The following is a 16,856-nucleotide window of genomic DNA, read 5'->3' as shown; positions in this document are numbered from 1 at the left end:
CGCGGCGTCGAAGGCCGGGCAGGCGTCCGCGCGCGGTCGCGATGATCGCCGTGTCGATGGGCGTGCGAGCGGGGAGCCCACGCAGGCGATAATCCCCGCATGAACCGCACGCTCCCCGACTGGCTCCAGTACATCGAACGCATCCACCCCAAGACCATCGACATGGGGCTGGAACGCATCCGCGAAGTCGCCCACCGGCTGGGCGTGGGCCGGCCCGCCAAGGCCGTCATCACGGTGGGGGGCACCAACGGCAAGGGCTCGACGGTCGCCTTCATCGAGGCCATCGCGCGGGCCGCGGGCTGGAAGGTCGGTGCGTATACCTCGCCGCACTTGCTGGCCTACAACGAGCGCGTGCGCATCGACGGCGCGGACGTCGGCGACGCCGCGCTGGTCACGGCCTTCGAGGCCATTGAAGACGCACGCGGCCAGACGCCCCTGACGTATTTCGAGTACGGCACGCTCGCGGCGCTGTGGTTGTTCGAGCGCGCGGGCCTGGACCTGGCCGTCCTGGAAGTCGGGCTCGGCGGGCGACTCGACGCGACCAACCTCGTCGACCCCGACGTCGCCGTGATCACGACCGTGGACCTGGACCACCAGGACTATCTGGGCGACGACCGCGAAGCCATCGGCGCGGAAAAGGTCGGCATCGCGCGCGCCTGGAAACCGCTGGTGCTGGGCGACGACGATCCGCCGTCGAGCGTGCTCGGCCATGCGTATCGCATCGGTGCGCCGACCTGGCGCATCTCCAACGATTTCTTCTTCGAGCCGCTCGGGCCCGAGCTGGATGCCGACGGGCGCCCGCAACCGGTGCGCTGGCGTTGGCGCGAGGTCGGGCGTCGCATGGACTTGCCGATGCCGCGGCTCGCCGCGCCCGTGCAGTTGCGCAACGCCGCGGTCTCCATTGCCGCGCTGCGCGCGTTGCCCCGGCCGCCGCAGCCGCTGCCGCGTGCGGCGATCTCTGCAGGCATCGAGAACGCGCACGTCGGTGGCCGTCTGCAGCGGTTCGAGCGCGACGGCGTGGAGATCCTCGTCGATGTCGGCCACAACCCGCAGGCCGCGCGCGCGCTGGCCGATTGGCTGCGCGCGGAGCCGGCGCCCGGTCGCCTCATCGCGGTCTACGCGGCGCTGGTGGACAAGGACGTGGAGGGCGTCGTCGCGGCGCTGGCGTCCGGCGTGGACGCCTGGCACCTGGCCGGTTTGACCGAGGCCGGCCCGCGCGGCGCCGACGTCGACGCGCTCGCCGCACGCCTTCGCGGCACGCCGGCGGGCGAGGGCGCACGCCATGCGACGGTCGCGCAGGCCCTCGCTGCGGCCCGCGCGGCGGCGGCACCGGGTGATCGGGTGCTCGTGTTCGGTTCCTTCCACACCGTGGCGGCGGCGCTGGAATCGCTCGCCCGCGACTGAACGTTGCGGACGCCGTGCCAGTCGCGGCGGATCGCGAGGGTATAATTCGCGCGGCAATCCGCCTGCGGTAAACGAGAACCGATGGAACCTGCCCTGAAACAGCGCGTCATCGGTGCGGTCGTGTTGATCGCACTGGCGGTGATCTTCCTGCCGATGCTGATCAAGGGGCCGGCGCCCGAAAGCGGGGCGTCCAATGTCCCGCTCGAACTTCCCAAGGCGCCGCAGGGCGACTTCGAGACCCGCGAACTGCCCCTGGTGAGCCCGGGCCAGGCGCCGGAAGGCGGCGCACTGGGCATGAACGCCGACGCGAACGCCAACGACACGCTGCCCACGGTGGACACGACCGTCGCGCCGCAGGCTGCGCCGGTCGAAGGCGCGCTGCCGGCCGCCACCGCGGGCGGCAACTTCGCGGTGAGCTTCGGCAGCTACGCCAGCGCCGGCGACGCCGACCGCGTCATCAAGGCGCTGCAGGGCGCCCAGCTCGCGGCTTACCAGGAACCCGTGCCGAGCAATGGCCGCACGCTGCACCGCGTGCGCATCGGCCCGTTCGCCACGCAGGCCGAGGCCGAAGCCGCGCGCCTGCAGTCCGGTCGCGTGCGCGGCGACGTCGGCGCCAAGGTCGTGGTGCTGGACGCCGAAACCGCTGCGCCGGTCGCGGCCGTCTCGCAGCCGGCGCCGGCCCAGGCCGCCGCCGTGTCGGCGCCGGTCCCGCTGGCCGAATCTCAGCCCGCCCCGGTGGCCTCGAAGCCGCTGCCGGCCGAAACCAAGCCCGCCGCGCCGAAACCCGCTCCGGCACCCGAGAAGCCGGTCGCGAAGGTCGAGAAGCCCGCGACCCCCGTATCGCAGCCCGCCGCGCGTCCGAGCACGCCGGCCGCCGCCGGTGTGGGGTTCGCGGTCCAACTGGGTGCCTTCGGCAGCGCCTCGGAGGCCGACAAGCTGCGCGACCGCGCACGCGGCGCCGGCTTCAGCGCCTTCGTAGAACAGGTCCGCACCGACAAGGGCGTCCTGAACCGCGTCCGCGTCGGCCCCGTCTCCAGCCGCGCCGATGCCGACCAGCTCAAGGCCCAGGTGGCGTCCCGGCTGGGTGTGAGCGGCATTGTCCGCCCGCATCCCTGACCCCATCTAGGCCGGGCGGAACATGGGCGCGATCGACTGGGTGCTGCTGGCGGTGGTCGCGATGTCGGCAGTGTTCGGGCTGATGCGCGGCTTCGTCGGCGTGCTCGCCTCGCTCATCGCCTGGGTCCTGGCCGGCTGGGCAGCGTTCCGCTTCGGTGCGGACGTCGGCCTGATGCTCTCTGGCGACGGTGACGTCGGCGCGGGCGAGCTGTTCGGCGGTTATGCGCTGTGCTTCATCGGCGTGCTGGTGGTGGTCGGCCTGGTCGGCTGGCTGGTGCGCAAGCTGGTGCAGTCGGTCGGCCTGTCGGGGCTGGACCGCGCGCTCGGTCTGGCACTGGGCATCGCACGCGGCGCGTTCGTCGCCTGCGCGCTGGTGCTGCTGCTGGGCCTGACGGCCCTGCCGCGCGAGCCGGAATGGCAGCGCTCGCAGGTGGTGCCGGTGTTCGTTTTCGGTGCGCAGTGGATGCGCGCATGGCTGCCGGAGTGGGCCGCGGAGCATGTCGACCTCGACGGTCGCGGCACGCCGGGCCACGAGGAATCATCCCCGGCGGCGACGCCGGACACCGGACCGGCCCTGCCGGCGCCGGTCAGCGAGGCCTGACGGCCTCCACGCAACACACAACTTCACAGCAGGACTCATCACCATGTGCGGCATTCTCGGAATCGTCGGCCACAACGACGTCGCGGCGCAGCTCTACGACGGTCTGACGGTGCTGCAGCATCGCGGCCAGGACGCGGCCGGCATCGCCACGGCCAACGGCAGCAAGCTGCGCGTGCACAAGGGCAACGGCCTGGTCAGCGATGTGTTCGACGAAGCATCGATGCTGCTGCTGGAAGGCCGCGTCGGCATCGGCCACTGTCGCTATCCCACGGCGGGCAGTGAAGGCTCCGACGAAGCGCAGCCGTTCTACGTGAACTCGCCTTTCGGCATCGCGCTGGCGCACAACGGCAATCTGATCAACACCGATGCGCTGCGTCGCGAGGTGTTCGAGCAGGACCGCCGCAACGTCAACACCGAATCCGATTCGGAAGTGCTGCTCAACGTCTTCGCGCACGAACTGGACACGCAGAAGGCGCTGAACCCCGAGGCCGCGTTCCGCGCGGTCGAAGGCGTGACCCGTCGCTGCGTCGGCGGATTCGCCGTGGTCGCCACGGTGCTGGGCCTGGGCCTGGTGGCGTTCCGCGATCCCAACGGCATCCGCCCGCTGGTGCTGGGCAAGCGCCACAGCGGCGGCCAGGACGAGTACGCGGTCGCCTCCGAGTCGGTCGCACTCGACCTGCTCGGCTTCGAGCGCGTTCGCGACGTGCGTCCGGGCGAGGGGATCGTGATCACGCCGCGCGGCGAACTGTTCACGCGCCAGTGCGCCGAACCGCGCCAGCACACGCCGTGCATCTTCGAGTACGTGTACTTCGCGCGCCCGGACTCGATGATGGACGAGGTCTCGGTGCACAAGGCGCGCATGCGCATGGGCCAGAAGCTCGGCGAGAAGATCCTGCGCCTGCGCCCGGACCACGACATCGACACGGTCATCCCGATTCCCGACACCTCGCGCGACGCGGCGCTGGAAATCTCCAACGTGCTCGGCGTGAAGTACCGCGAAGGCTTCATCAAGAACCGTTACGTCGGCCGCACCTTCATCATGCCGGGGCAGGGCGAGCGCGCGAAGTCGGTGCGTCGCAAGCTCAATCCGATTCCGCTGGAATTCCGCAATCGCGTCGTGCTGCTGGTGGACGATTCCATCGTGCGCGGCACCACCTCCAAGCAGATCGTGCAGATGGCGCGCGACGCCGGTGCGCGCAAGGTGTACCTGGCCTCCGCCGCGCCGCCGGTGCGCTTCCCGAACGTGTACGGCATCGACATGCCCTCGGCCGACGAGCTCGTCGCACACGATCGCACTGACGACGAAGTCGAGAAGCTGCTCGGCGTGGATTGGCTGATCTACCAGGATCTGTCCGACCTGGAGGAAGCCGTGTCGGGCCCGAAGCACCGCATCGACCACTTCGACTCCTCGTGCTTCAACGGCGAGTACGTGACCGGCATCGAGCCGGGCTATTTCGAGCGCATCAAGCAGCTGCGCTCGGATGAAGCGAAGAAGACGCGGAGGGCGTGACGTGCGCGAGTTGCGGCTGGCGTTGATTCCGGGCGACGAAAACGGTCAGCTGCTCAAGCGCATGATCGAGGACGGCGACGACCTCGAAAAACCGCGCCCGATCGATTTCTTCCACGTGTTCGCGGAGGAAACCGATGCGCAGGATTTCGCCGCCGCGGCAGCGGCGCAGCCCGACCTGGTGGTCGAAGGCCCGGATTTCGACGATGACGACGGCATCTGGGAAGTCAGCGCGACGCGCGTGATGGCGCCGCAGCACAAGGCGATTACCGAGCTGGAAAGCGCGCTGGCCCGGCTTGCGGAGCAGTACCGCGGCTATCCCGACGGCTGGGGCTGCGATCCGGCCACCGACACGCACTGACGTGACCGCTTCGCTGTTCGACACCGCGCGCGCGTGCCTCGACGCGGCCTCGCCGGAGGAGAAGGTGGTGCTCACCTTCGCCGCGGCGGAGGCCTTTGCGCGTGGCGAGTTGTCGATGCCCGACGATGCGCCCGAACCCGAACCCATCCGCATGCCCGGCCGTCCGGAGCGCCCGCTGCTGGTGCATCCGCGCGACCTGCCGCGTCGCGGTTTCGGCACCAACGATGGGCGGGCGGCCTTCATCCACGCGATTGCGCACATCGAATTCAACGCGATCGACCTGGCCTGGGACGCGGTGTACCGCTTCCGTGGATTGCCGCGCGCGTTCTACGCCGACTGGGTCGGCGTCGCCCACGATGAGGCGCGACACTTCGTCATGCTGCGCGATCGCCTGCGCGAGTTCGGCCATGACTACGGCAATTTCGACGCACACAACGGCCTGTGGGAAATGGCCGAGAAGACCGCGCACGACGGCCTGGCGCGCATGGCGCTGGTGCCGCGCGTGCTGGAAGCGCGCGGGCTGGATGTCACGCCGGGGATGATCGTGAAGCTGCGTGCGTTGGGCGACGACGCCACGGCCGACATCCTGGAAGTGATCCTGCGCGAGGAGGTCGGCCACGTCGCCGCCGGTTCGCGCTGGTACCGCTGGTATTGCGAACGCGCGGGCGTGGATCCCGTGCCGCGTTTTCGCGAGTTGCTGGCCGAATATGCGCGTGCGGTTCTCCATGGTCCGTTCAATCACGAAGCGCGCGGCGCGGCGGGATTCGGACCGGAAGAACTTGCGGCGCTCGAAGCGCTGACGGGGAACGACGCTCCGCCCCGGTGATTGCCAGACACAGGGCGCGCGGCGAAGATCGCCTTTCAGGAGGAGGGGCAGATGGGCGTCGGATTTCTGGTCACAAGCACACCGTGGAAGCGACGTACGTGGGCGAAGCCCACGATCGCGGCGCTGGCGCAGGAACTGACGCGGATTTACCGGGATTGCCTGGGTGATCCGTTGTTGTCCGAGCGCCTGACCGTCACCAAGGACGACGCCGGTGTGTGGGCCGTGTGGCATCCCGCGGAGGAAGGGCTCTACATCGAACTGCTCGACGACGGACGTCTGCAGGCCCAGGCCAAGACGAGCACGGTCGGCCCGGGCTATCACGCGCTCCTGGTGCGTCTGCTTGATCGCATGGCGCAGGACATGTCCGTCGAATGGGACTGGGCCGCAGAAGACGAAGGCGACGAATCCGGCTTCGCGCTGTCGCGTGACTTCGATGCGTTGCAGGACGAGATGGTCAAGTGGCTGGCGGCGCTGTCGTCCCACGTCGCCGACGATGAATCGGCCGCAGACAGTGAATCTCGCTGCTCGGTGTGCATGCCGATCGCAGAGCGATCGCCGCGCCTGGCCGGGATGATCGCCACGCCGATGGGCGCGCGCACGCGCGAGTGGTTCGCGGACTTCGCCACCGACGCTTCGGTGCGCCGTGCTGCGGCGATGACGTTCTTCCCCTGGTGGGGCATGGACCGCGACGCCGCCTTCTGGAAAGGGATCGCCGACGTCCTGGCCTGGTGCGAACTGGCGTGGGTTCCGCCGCGGGACGAGTCCGAACGCCGCACGATGGCTTTCGTCCAGGCCTGCTACGAGCGCGCCGGCACCGAGTCGCCCGAACGCGAAGAACTGCGGGAGCTTCTATTGCGCGAACCGGCGGCGGACGCGCCTCGCGCCGGCCCGATCGGCTATCGCCGCGGCACGTGCACGTATCCCCTGTTCGGTGGCTGGACGGTCGAGCTGCCCGGGCATTTCCAGACCGACGTGCTCAACGACGGAGGCAACCTCCAGCTTCACGACGGCCGGCGCGCGGTCTACGTAAGCGCGTTGAAGGTGGACGGCCTCGACGCCGGAAGCGCCATCGACAAGGTGATCGGCGACACGCAGGCCGAACGGTGGTCCGATCATCACGTCATGGGCGCGGCCTACTGGGACGAGAGCGAACTGGAAACGTCCCGCCATCTGATGACCAGCGTCGCCGTGGACGGCCGTCTGTTGCTGTTGACGATCACCGTTGAAGAAGGCGAAGACGATGCGGCGTGGGCGTGGAAAACCGCCCACTCGGCGTTTCACCCGGACCTGGCGTCGACCTGATTCGAGGCTGAAAAGCGGCCTGCGTTTACAGCGGCAGGCCGCGCAGGTCGAACCCCTTGCGATCCACCCGCAACACCGACCCCTGGTCGTACCAGTCGCCCAGTACGATGCGTTCGCGCGGGCGGCCGTCGACATGGAGTTCATGCACGGCCGGGCGGTGCGTATGGCCGTGGATGATGCGATCCAGCCCGAAGCGGCTGAACGTGCCGTCCACCGTTGCGGGCGCGACGTCGGTGATGGACTCCATCGTGCCCTGCTGCTTCAGCCCGCTCTGGTGCGCCTTGCTGGCCGCGCGGGCCTGCTGCGCGAACGCCACGCGCGCCACCAGCGGCTGCGAGAGGAACTGCGCCTGCCACTGCGGATTGCGCGTCTGCGCGCGGAACTGCTGGTAGGCGACGTCGTCGGTGCACAGCGTGTCGCCGTGCATGATCAGCGTGGGCTCGTCGTACAGCACCACCACCGCCGGGTCGGGCAGGATGCGCATGCCCGCGCGACGCGCGAAGTCCTCGCCCAGCAGGAAATCACGGTTGCCGCGGATGAACGACACGGGCACGCCCGAGGCCTGCAGCGCATGCAGCTCGCGCGCGACGATGGCGCCGGCCTCGGACGGATCGTCATCGCCGACCCAGGCCTCGAACAGGTCGCCCAGGATGTAGAGCGCGTCCGCGCCGCGCGCTTCCGACCGGATGAAGCGGACGAAGAGATCCGTGATGCCGGGGCGTTCGTCGTCCAGGTGCAGGTCGGAGATGAAGAGGGTCGTCATGCCGGCAATTCTAGGGGGTGGCGGCCGGGTCGACGCGGTCTGGCGCCCGGGTCCGGTAAAATTGCCGGTTCCGCCGTTCCGAGCCGCCCGCATGACCTGCCGCACCCGATTCGCCCCCAGTCCCACCGGCTACCTGCACATCGGCGGTGCGCGCACCGCGCTGTACTGCTGGCTGGAGGCGCGCCGCCGCGGCGGGCAGTTCATCCTGCGCATCGAGGACACCGATCAGGAGCGCAGCACGCAGGCCGCCATCGACGCCATCCTGCAGGCGATGGAGTGGCTGGGCCTGGGCTACGACGAAGGCCCGATCTACCAGACGCACCGCCTGGACCGCTACCGCGAGGTGGCCGAGCAGATGGTCGCCGCCGGCACGGCGTACTACGCCTACGAAACCAAGGACGAACTGGAGGCCATGCGCGAGAAGGCGATGGCCGCCGGCGACAAGCCGCGCTACAACGGCGCCTATCGCGATCGCAATGAAGGCTTCCGCGACGATCCCAACCGCGTGATCCGCTTCAAGAACCCGCTCGACGGCGTGGTCGCGTGGGACGACAAGGTGAAGGGACGCATCGAGATCGCCAACAGCGAGCTCGACGACCTGGTGATCTTCCGCTCCGACGGTTACCCGACCTACAACTTCGCCGTCGTGGTCGATGACCTGGACATGGGCATCACCGATGTCGTGCGCGGCGACGACCACGTCAACAACACGCCGCGGCAGATCAACATCTACCGCGCACTCGGCGCGACCGTGCCGCACTTCGCGCACCTGCCGATGATCCTGGACCCGGAAGGCGCCAAGCTGTCCAAGCGCACCGGCGCGGCGGACGTCATGCAGTACCGCGAGATGGGCTATCTCCCGCACGCGCTGCTCAACTACCTCGTGCGCCTGGGCTGGTCGCATGGCGACCAGGAGATCTTCTCCATCGCGCAGATGACGCAGCTGTTCGACCTGAAGGACGTCAACGCCAAGGCTTCGCGCCTGGATCCGGCCAAGCTCGGCTGGCTCAACCAGCAGTACCTCAAGAGCGACGAGCCGGTCGAAGTGGGCAAGCACCTGGAATGGCACCTGCTCGCGCAGGGCTTCGATCTGGCGAAGGGACCGAAGGCGGCCGATATCGTGATTGCGCTGCGCGATCGCGTGCAGACGCTGAAGGAAATGGCAGAACGCGCCGCCGTATGGTTCGGCCCGCTCACGCAATACGACGACGCGGCAGTCGCCAAGCACCTCACCGCCGCCGCGCGCGCGCCGCTGGCCGACGCGCGAGAGCGCCTGGCCGCGTTGCCGGAATGGAGCGCGGAGTCGGTGTCGGCCGCGCTGCACGCCACCGCCGAGGCCCTGGGCATCGGCATGGGCAAGGTCGCCCAGCCGATGCGCGTGGCGATCACCGGCACGCAGGTCTCGCCCGATATCTCCCACACCGTGTACCTGGCAGGGCAGGCCGAAGCGCTGGTGCGCATCGACGCGGCCCTTGCAAAAGTGCCGGTCGGGGCCTAAATCGGGACTGTCCGCAAACGGAATCGCCATGAGCCACGGTCACGCCTGCACCGATCCCTCGCATCACGTCCACGACGGCGACGCCTTCGTGCACGAGGTCGAGCGCGCGTGTGAGGCGCGTGGCTTGCGGCTCACGCCGATCCGCGCGCACGCCCTGCGTCTGATCGCCGACGCCGGCCGTCCGGTGAAGGCTTACGAACTGCTCGATCAGATGAAGACCACGCACGATGCCGCCGCCCCACCGACGGTGTATCGCGCGCTGGACTTCCTGCTCGAGAACGGCTTCATCCACAAGCTTGCATCGATCAACGCATTCGTCGGCTGCCACCACCCGGGCTCGGCGCAGCATGCGGTGCCGTTCCTGATCTGCGACCGCTGCCAGTCGGCGACGGAGCTGGAAGACGAACGCATCGTCGAGACGCTCGACCGCCGCGCGCGCGAACTCGGCTTCACCCCGCAGGCGCAGACGCTGGAAGTGCACGGCGTCTGCGCCAGCTGCGCGGCGGCACCTTCCGCCGCCTAGAGGTAATCCACCTTCACCAGCCGCAGACGGTCGGTGGAGATGCCGGCCTCGTTCGAGCGTTCGGCGAAGTAGTCCAGGATCTCCCCACGCGGCGCTGCGATGTCGTTCAACTCCTGCGTCGAGGTGACGCGCGGCGTCTGGTAACCCGCGGGCGCGACGCCCTGTTCGTTGTGGTTCGCGGTGACTCCGTCGACGATCACCCCCTGGATCGTGATCGTCCCGGATTGTGCCCAGCTCTGCGTGCCGGCCAGAAGAAGTGCGGTCGCCAACAGCCAGCGGCCGTCACGCAAGCGGAACGACGGCCGCCGCACATCCGATGAAGCGAAGGGCCGGAGAATGGCGCTGTTCATGTTGACGCTCCACTGAGACACGGCACGTCGCCGCGGAGCCATACTGCGAAAAAGTCTTAGCGTCATGCATGTGAATCGCATGAGAAAAAATCGCATTTCACAATAGAAGTGCATGTGATAGGCGCGATCTCATCCGCTGCTCGGCGCATCCCTTCGTTGCGTCCGCGTGTCGTTGTCAGACGACACGCCGCCGAGCCGCGGTCGCGGCGTTGCCCGTGTTCGGCGTGCCTGTCGGTTCGATCAGCATCAAGTGCGCTTCTTCCACCGCCACCGGCCGGTGCTCGATGCCGCGCGGTACGACGAACAGTTCGCCCGGGCCGAGTTCCACGACGCGATCGCGCAGCTCGATGCGGATGCGCCCGCTCAGCACGAGGAACAGATCGTCGGTGTCGTCGTGATGGTGCCAGATGAACTCGCCCTTCACCTTGACGACCATGATGTCGTGGCCGTTGAACGTCGCAACCGTTCGCGGTTGCCAATGCTCGTCGAACGTCGCCAGTTTGCGCGCGAGATTGATTGCTCCGTCGGATTGCGTGCTCATGTCGGCTCCGTCTGCGTCTGCGGGCGAACCAGTGCGGGAACGGCTTCGCGGATCGGCAGGTTCGCCGCGGCCGCGAGCAGGGCCAGCACCATGTCGGCGTACCACATCCAGCTGTAGTCGCCGAAGCGCTCCAGGACCAACCCGCCTACCCATGCTCCGAAGAATCCGCCGAGCTGATGTGACAGCAGCGTCAGTCCGAACAGCGTGCCCAGGTAACGCGGCCCGAACAACTTGCCCACCAGGCCCGCGGTCGGGGGCACGGTCGCCAGCCAGGTCAGGCCCAGGCCCGCGGAGAAAATGAAGAAGGTGAGGGGCGTCGGCGGCGAGACCAGGTAGATCGCGATCATCACCGCGCGGCTGGCATACATCGCCGCGAGCAGGTACTTCATGCGCCAGCGCTGGCCGAGCCAGCCCGCGGTGAGGCTGCCGGCGACGTTGAACAGGCCGATCAACGCCAGCGACACCGCCGACACACTGGCCGGCAGCCCGCACAGTGCGATCTCGCTCGGCAGATGCGTGACCAGGAACGCGATGTGCACGCCGCAGGTGAAGAAGCCCAGGTGCAGCATCCAGTAACTGCGATCGCGCACCGCGATGCGCAGCTGTTCGCGCAGGCCGATACCGGGCGCGGAAGGCGTGACGGCCTGCGGCGCGTCGTCCGCGCGGCGTCGCAGCGGCCAGGCAAGCGGCAGCGTCATCAGCGCCGATGCCGCCAGCGTCCACATCGCCGCCGCCCAGCCGGCGGCGCTGATCACGGCCTGCACCAGCGGCGCGAACACGAACTGTCCGAACGAACCACCGGCATTGATCACGCCGGCCGCCATCGAGCGCTTTTCAGCTGGCATTTGCCGCGCGGTCGCACCGATCAGGATGGAGAAACTGCCCGCGCCCGCGCCCGCCGCGCTGAGCACGCCCAACGTGAGCAGCAGTCCCCATTCGGAAGGCAGCGTGGGTGCGAGCACCATGCCCGCGGCCAGCAGGATGCCGCCCGCCACGAGCACACGGCCGGGCCCGCGCTGGTCGGCGATCGCACCGAACACCGGTTGCACGGCGCCCCAGACGAACTGGCCGATCGCAAGCGCGAAGCTGATCTGTGCGATGCCCAGTCCGGTGCTGCGGCCGATCGGCGCGACGAACAGGCCCATCGATTGGCGCACGCCCATGGTGATCATCAGCATCGCCGTGGCGGCGAGCACCAGCGGCCAGTAGCGCGCGGTGGGGTGGGGCGCAGTGGTCATTCGGCGTCCAGTCGCGCCATCGCGCGGTCGAGATGGGTGTGCAATGCGTTCACGCCCGTGGCGCCCAGGCGTGCGTCGATGTCGTCCTGCGCCTTGCGCCAGAGCGGCTGCGCGCGCTCGAGCACGCGCTTGCCGGCGGGCTTCACCTGCACTAGGCGCTGGCGTGCGTCGGTGTCGCTGCTGGCCAGTTCGATCCAGCCGGCGGTGACGAGCGGCTTGAGGTCGCGACTGAGCGTGGTGCGGTCCATGCCGATCTCACGTGCCAGCGCGCTCACGGTTTGCGGCGTGCGCGAGGCGCGGCGCAGGATCGAATACTGGTTGAGGTTGAGGCCGGCAGGGGCCAGCTCGCGGTCGTAGCGTTGCGTTACCTGTCGCGCCAGTTTGCGCAGGCGGAAGCAGGTACACAGGCTGTGGGGGGCGGCTGGGGTTTCCATAAGCGTGTATATACACCCATTTCCGGAAAAGAAAAGCGCCGGCGATGGGCCGGCGCTGTTCAGGTGGGGAAGGGCGCTCGCAGCAGGGGCGTCAGAAGAACGCCCGCACGCCGAATGCCACGCCACGCCCCGGCAGCGGCGCCACGTCCTTGAGGAAGGAGGTGTGCACGCGCGCCTCCTCGTCGAGCAGGTTGCTGCCGTCGAGGAACACTTCCCACGCGTTGCCCTTCGGCGTGTCCTTGTGCCAGGCGACGTGCGCGTCGACGAGCGTGTACCCGGGCGTTTCCGTTTCGTTCGCGGCGACTTGATCCTGGCGTGCGTAACGGATCGCGCCAAGCGATGCGCGCCAAGCACCCAGCTCCCAGCGCACCTCGCCGCCCAGGCGCTGCGGCGCGATCCGCGGCAGGTTGCCGCCGCGCGGAAGATCGACGGTGTAGTCGTGGGCATGATCGCCATGCGGCACCGCGAAGCTCACTTCGCGCGTCCCGCTGCCGGTCAGTTCGCCGCGCACCACGTCGCCGAACACGCGCAGGTTCCAGCTGCCGCTGTCGTTGTCGGCGAAGTTCCAGTTGACCTCGGCTTCGGCACCGTTGAAGCGCGCGTCGTCCTGCGTCCACAGGCGCACGGGGTTGCCGTCCTCCGTCACGCCGGTGTCGGCCAGGTAGATGAAATCGTCGTACTTCACGTGATAGACCGACGCGCTCGCCTTGAACGGGCCGCCGTGCCAATGCAGGCCGATCTCCGCGCGGTTCGCGGTTTCCTCGTCCATCAGCGGCGAACCCAGTTCGATGCTCGAAGTGGCGACGTGGAGGCCGTTGGAATACAGCTCTTCCGCCGTTGGCGCGCGCTGCGCGCGGTCCAGGCCGAACGAAAGGTGGAACGCTTCGTTGATGTCCCACTTGAACGCCGCCGACAGGCTCGTCGTATGGAAATCGCGATCCGGCCCGATCGCCTCGGCTTCGTTCACGTCGATCTTGTTCTGGTCCACGCGCGCGCCCAGCTCGGTCTTGATCGCGCCGAAGGTGCGCTCGCCCAGCCAGAACAGGCCCGCATCGCGTCCCTTGGACGGAGGAACGAACGCCTCTTCGCCGATGGCCTCGAAATCGCGCTGGGCCCACTGCAGGCCGACGGCGCCGTTCCAGCCCCAGAGCGGCTGGTGCACCAGTTCCAGGCGACCCTCAGTGCTGGTGTTGTCGAAGACGGTGCCGGCTTCGCCGCCCTCGTATTCGGTGTGCGTGTACTCGGTATGGGCGACCTTGGCGCGCAGCGACTTGAACACGCCCAGGTCGTCCAGGCCGCCGCGCACTTCATAACGGTGTTGCGTCATGCCGATGGTGACCGGGCCTTCTTCCTCGTGCGCGGGTTCCTCGCCTTCGTGGGCGTGGTCGTCCCCGTGTTCGTGGGCGCCGGCGGGCACGCCGTAGCGCGTGTCGAACAGGCTTGCGCCCACGCCCAGGAAACCGCGCTCGCCGATCCAGCTCACGCCCAGCGCGCCGCTGTCGGTGCGCACGAAGCTGTTGGGCAGCGTGCCCTTCGTGGCCGGGTCCGGCGTTTCGCCTTCGCGCGCCATCAGCTCGCGGCTTTCCGGGTAGTTGGGGATGTCGTAATCGCCGGTCTCGCGATGCAGGCCATCGATGTGGAAGACGAAATTGCCCGAAGCCGACGTGCCATCCATGCGGAACATGCCGGTCTTTTCGTCGTTGACGGTGTTGCCGCGCAGTTCGGCACGGCCTTGCAGGGGCTGGTCGGTCACTGCCTCGGGAATGCGGCCGTCGACCACGTTCACGGCGCCGCCGATCGCGCCGCTGCCGTAGAGCAGGGTGGCCGGGCCTTTGAGCACTTCGATCTGGTCGGCCAGGAACGGCTCCAGCGTGACCGCGTGATCGACACTGACGGTGGAGACGTCGCCCGAGCCCAGGCCGTCGCTCAGCACCTGCACGCGGGCGCCGTCGAAGCCGCGCACGATCGGCCGCCCGACGCCAGGACCGAAGTACGAGGACTGCACGCCGGGCAGTTTGCCGACGGTCTCGCCCAGGGAGTTCGCCTTGACTTCGTCGAGCCGTTCTCCGGCCAGGACCTCGACCGGCCGGACCAGATCCTCGGCCGTGCCGACCAGCGGCGTCGCCTTGACCTCCACGCCGGCCAGGTCGGTGGGCTGATGGGCGTGGTCCTGGTCATCGGCCTGCGCGGCCAGGGGCAGCGCGGCGGCGAGGGCGAGCACCAGGGGAAGTCGGCGGGTCAGCGAGCGCTTTGGCATCGGTCGAGGTAGAGTGGGGTGGCGGAAGTTGCGTAATGTTATATTATAACGAAACGGATTCCGCACCCTCCCGAAAGTCACGCCTCCATGCCGCCTCTTCGCCCCCGCAGCCTGCTCGACCGCATCGGTGCCTTCGGCTCCTTGCTGTGCGCGATCCATTGCGCGCTGCTGCCGCTGGTGATCGCCGTGCTGCCGTCGCTGGGCGTCGCGGCATGGCTGGGCACGGGGTTCGAGGAAGCCTTCGTTCTGTTCGCCACTGGGCTGGGGCTGTTCAGCATGTTCTGGGGCTACCGCCGACATCGCGCCGTGCAAGCGCTGTCGCTGATGGTGCCGGGGCTGGCGATCCTGTGGTTCGGCGTGCTGTACCAGCCACTGCACCAGAGCGTGATTCCGCATGCGATCGCAATGACCTTCGGCGGCACGCTCGTGGGCCTGGCCCATCTGGCGAACCTGCGCCTGAACCACGGCCACGTGCACGACGCCACCTGCGCGCACTGATTCGCCGTTCCAGGCGAGGCCCAGTGGGAGAGGTGTGTGCGGCGGAACGGGCAGAGGCTCCCGCGTGGTAGACTGCGCGGCCTCGCGCGAAGCGACCGCAGTAATCTCGTAACCCCCGCACCCCGTGCGGATTTGGACAGTTCAGGAGCAGAACATGGGCAAGGGCGACCGCAAGACCGCCAAGGGCAAGCGCTACAACTCCAGCTACGGCAATGCCCGCAAGGCCACGACCAAGGCCGCCGGCACCGCCGCCGCCCCGGTCGCGAAGAAGGCGACCAAGACCGTGGCCAAGGCCCCGGCCGCCAAGAAGGTCGCGGTGAAGAAGGCTGCCACCAAGGAGTAAGCGCTCCGGCGGGACCTCCCGCCTGTGCCGCAAAAAAGCCCCGCCTTGGCGGGGCTTTTGTTTTTCCGGCGCCGGGAGGCGGCCCGTCAGCGCTTGGCCGCCTTCTCCACCTGCGTCCACACGCGCAGCAGGTTGCCGCCGAGGATCTTGCGGATGTCCGCGTCGGAATGACCGCGCTTCTGCAGGCCTTCGACCAGGTTCGGATAGTCGGCCACCGAACGCAGCTCCACCGGCAGGTGGCCGCTGACGCCGTCGAAGTCCGAACCGATGCCGACGTGGTCCACGCCGATCAGCTTCACCGCGTAGTCGATCTGGTCCAGCACCGCATCGATGTGCGTTTCCGGCGACGGATGCGCGAGCTCCCATTCCTTGTCGAACGCGTCCTTCGACTTCACCGGCTTGCCCGCGGCGGCGAGCTTCGCGTTCTCCTGGTCGAACGCCGCCTCCGCGATGAAGTACGCCTGCGTGTCCGATGCCGCCTGCGGATTGACGAAGCCGGTGCCGAACACCAACTGCACCACGCCGCCTTCCTTCGCCACCGCGAGCGCGAGCTCATCGCTGATGTTGCGCTCGAAGCCCTGCGTGAAGTGGCGCATGCCCGAATGGCTGGCGATCACCGGCACGTCGGTGACGCGTAGCACGTCGCGCACGGCGTCGTCGGAGATGTGCGAGACGTCCACCATGATGCCGAGCCGGTTCATCTCGGCCACGACCTGCTCGCCGAATGGGCTCAGTCCGCCCCACTTCTTGTCGCGCGCGTAGGACGAATCGGCGATGCGGTTGTTCGCGCTGTGGGCGAGGGTGATGTAACGCACGCCGCGCGCCTGCAGCGCTGCCAGCTTGGAAAGGTCGTCGCCGATCGGCGCGCCGTTCTCCATGCCCGGCGTCAGCAGCACGCGGCCGCCCTTGCGCAGTCTCTCCAGATCGGCGGGCGAACGCAGGATCGCGAACTTGTCCGGATGACGTCCCACCATCGCCTCGACCGCGTCGATCTGCGTGTTCGCCTTCTGCCACGCGGTGCCGGCGGCGTCTTCGTCGGGCGAGGTGTAGATCGACATGAACGCCACGTCGAGCCCGCCCTGGCGTGCGCGCGGGTAGTCGAACTCCTTGCCCGGCGTCGCCACGCCCAGGTCGTCCCAATGCGAGAGCAGCATGCTCGGCGCATCGATGTGCGTGTCGACGATGATCGCGTCGTGCGCGAGCCGCTGCGCGGCGTCGCTTGCGGCGGAGGCGGGAATGGCGGCCAGCGACAGCGACAGGCCCAGAGCGGCGAAGCGAAAACGCATGTTGTTTC

18 protein-coding genes are annotated in these 16,856 nt (G+C 68.6%); 11 read left to right on the top strand and 7 right to left on the bottom strand.

The genetic code is table 11. From position 1 onward, the window contains the following. The first annotated feature begins 99 nt into the window (after positions 1–99). The 7 genes from folC to JI752_RS03875 all read left to right on the top strand — a co-directional run bounded on the left by folC (position 100) and on the right by JI752_RS03875 (position 7,117). Positions 100–1,404, top strand: coding sequence for a bifunctional tetrahydrofolate synthase/dihydrofolate synthase (gene folC / locus JI752_RS03905; RefSeq protein WP_216959479.1), 1,305 nt, complete (start codon positions 100–102; stop codon positions 1,402–1,404). Positions 1,405–1,485: 81 nt separating this feature from the next. Then, positions 1,486–2,520, top strand: coding sequence for an SPOR domain-containing protein (locus tag JI752_RS03900; RefSeq protein ID WP_216959476.1), 1,035 nt, complete (start codon positions 1,486–1,488; stop codon positions 2,518–2,520). Between the two features lie 22 nt (positions 2,521–2,542). Beyond that, a complete protein-coding gene (locus JI752_RS03895; RefSeq protein ID WP_216959473.1) occupies positions 2,543–3,121 on the top strand; it encodes a CvpA family protein in 579 nt (192 codons plus the stop codon). A 43-nt stretch (positions 3,122–3,164) separates the two neighbouring features. Continuing rightward, positions 3,165–4,631, top strand: a complete 1,467-nt coding sequence (gene purF, locus JI752_RS03890) for an amidophosphoribosyltransferase (protein ID WP_216959470.1) — start codon at positions 3,165–3,167, stop codon at positions 4,629–4,631. A gap of 1 nt (position 4,632) precedes the next feature. Beyond that, entirely contained in the window at positions 4,633–4,989 is a 357-nt protein-coding gene (locus JI752_RS03885) for a ribonuclease E inhibitor RraB (protein ID WP_216959468.1), read from the top strand. 1 nt (position 4,990) lies between these two features. After that, positions 4,991–5,815, top strand: a complete 825-nt coding sequence (locus tag JI752_RS03880) for a ferritin-like domain-containing protein (RefSeq protein WP_216959465.1) — start codon at positions 4,991–4,993, stop codon at positions 5,813–5,815. A 51-nt stretch (positions 5,816–5,866) separates the two neighbouring features. After that, positions 5,867–7,117, top strand: a complete 1,251-nt coding sequence (locus JI752_RS03875) for a hypothetical protein (protein ID WP_216959462.1) — start codon at positions 5,867–5,869, stop codon at positions 7,115–7,117. A 25-nt stretch (positions 7,118–7,142) separates the two neighbouring features. Here JI752_RS03875 and lpxH read toward each other — a convergent pair whose 3' ends face one another. Then, positions 7,143–7,880: a UDP-2,3-diacylglucosamine diphosphatase gene (gene lpxH / locus JI752_RS03870; RefSeq protein ID WP_216959460.1), complete on the bottom strand. Its 738-nt coding sequence runs from the start codon at positions 7,878–7,880 to the stop codon at positions 7,143–7,145. A 91-nt stretch (positions 7,881–7,971) separates the two neighbouring features. Between lpxH and gltX the strand changes: the two genes are divergently transcribed. Together gltX and JI752_RS03860 are read left to right on the top strand one after the other, a co-directional pair. Continuing rightward, positions 7,972–9,378, top strand: coding sequence for a glutamate--tRNA ligase (gene gltX, locus JI752_RS03865; RefSeq protein WP_216959445.1), 1,407 nt, complete (start codon positions 7,972–7,974; stop codon positions 9,376–9,378). A gap of 28 nt (positions 9,379–9,406) precedes the next feature. Continuing rightward, the gene (locus JI752_RS03860) at positions 9,407–9,901 is read left to right on the top strand and encodes a transcriptional repressor (RefSeq protein WP_216959441.1); all 495 of its coding nucleotides are present in this window, start codon (positions 9,407–9,409) and stop codon (positions 9,899–9,901) included. On the opposite strand, the gene JI752_RS03855 is transcribed toward JI752_RS03860, so the two are convergent. The 5 genes from JI752_RS03855 to JI752_RS03835 all read right to left on the bottom strand — a co-directional run bounded on the left by JI752_RS03855 (position 9,898) and on the right by JI752_RS03835 (position 14,721). Then, the gene (locus tag JI752_RS03855; RefSeq protein WP_216959438.1) at positions 9,898–10,251 is read right to left on the bottom strand and encodes a hypothetical protein; all 354 of its coding nucleotides are present in this window, start codon (positions 10,249–10,251) and stop codon (positions 9,898–9,900) included. The genes JI752_RS03860 and JI752_RS03855 overlap by 4 nt on opposite strands. A 175-nt stretch (positions 10,252–10,426) precedes the next feature. Further along, positions 10,427–10,792 (bottom strand): cupin domain-containing protein, encoded by a 366-nt coding sequence (locus tag JI752_RS03850; RefSeq protein WP_216959436.1) that lies wholly within the window; start codon positions 10,790–10,792, stop codon positions 10,427–10,429. Then, entirely contained in the window at positions 10,789–12,030 is a 1,242-nt protein-coding gene (locus tag JI752_RS03845; RefSeq protein ID WP_216959435.1) for an MFS transporter, read from the bottom strand. Before JI752_RS03845 ends, JI752_RS03850 begins: the two co-directional genes overlap by 4 nt. Continuing rightward, positions 12,027–12,464, bottom strand: a complete 438-nt coding sequence (locus JI752_RS03840; RefSeq protein ID WP_216959432.1) for a MarR family transcriptional regulator — start codon at positions 12,462–12,464, stop codon at positions 12,027–12,029. Before JI752_RS03840 ends, JI752_RS03845 begins: the two co-directional genes overlap by 4 nt. Positions 12,465–12,555: 91 nt before the next feature. Beyond that, positions 12,556–14,721: a TonB-dependent receptor gene (locus tag JI752_RS03835; RefSeq protein ID WP_216959428.1), complete on the bottom strand. Its 2,166-nt coding sequence runs from the start codon at positions 14,719–14,721 to the stop codon at positions 12,556–12,558. Positions 14,722–14,808: 87 nt separating this feature from the next. On the opposite strand from JI752_RS03835, the gene JI752_RS03830 reads away from it, so the two are divergent. Together JI752_RS03830 and JI752_RS03825 are read left to right on the top strand one after the other, a co-directional pair. Continuing rightward, positions 14,809–15,219 carry a MerC domain-containing protein gene (locus tag JI752_RS03830; protein ID WP_216959426.1) on the top strand — a complete coding sequence of 137 codons (411 nt, stop codon included), beginning with the start codon at positions 14,809–14,811 and terminating at the stop codon, positions 15,217–15,219. Positions 15,220–15,373: 154 nt separating this feature from the next. Continuing rightward, positions 15,374–15,562, top strand: a complete 189-nt coding sequence (locus tag JI752_RS03825) for a 30S ribosomal protein THX (RefSeq protein ID WP_216959424.1) — start codon at positions 15,374–15,376, stop codon at positions 15,560–15,562. 86 nt (positions 15,563–15,648) lie between these two features. Here the strand turns inward: JI752_RS03825 and JI752_RS03820 are convergent, their stop codons facing one another. Further along, positions 15,649–16,848 (bottom strand): dipeptidase, encoded by a 1,200-nt coding sequence (locus tag JI752_RS03820; protein WP_216959421.1) that lies wholly within the window; start codon positions 16,846–16,848, stop codon positions 15,649–15,651. Between the last annotated feature and the right edge of the window lie 8 nt (positions 16,849–16,856).

This window comes from Lysobacter sp. MMG2, assembly GCF_016735495.2.
Taxonomy (GTDB): Bacteria; Pseudomonadota; Gammaproteobacteria; order Xanthomonadales; family Xanthomonadaceae; genus Lysobacter_J.
This window is presented reverse-complemented; position numbering and strand designations above follow the sequence as displayed.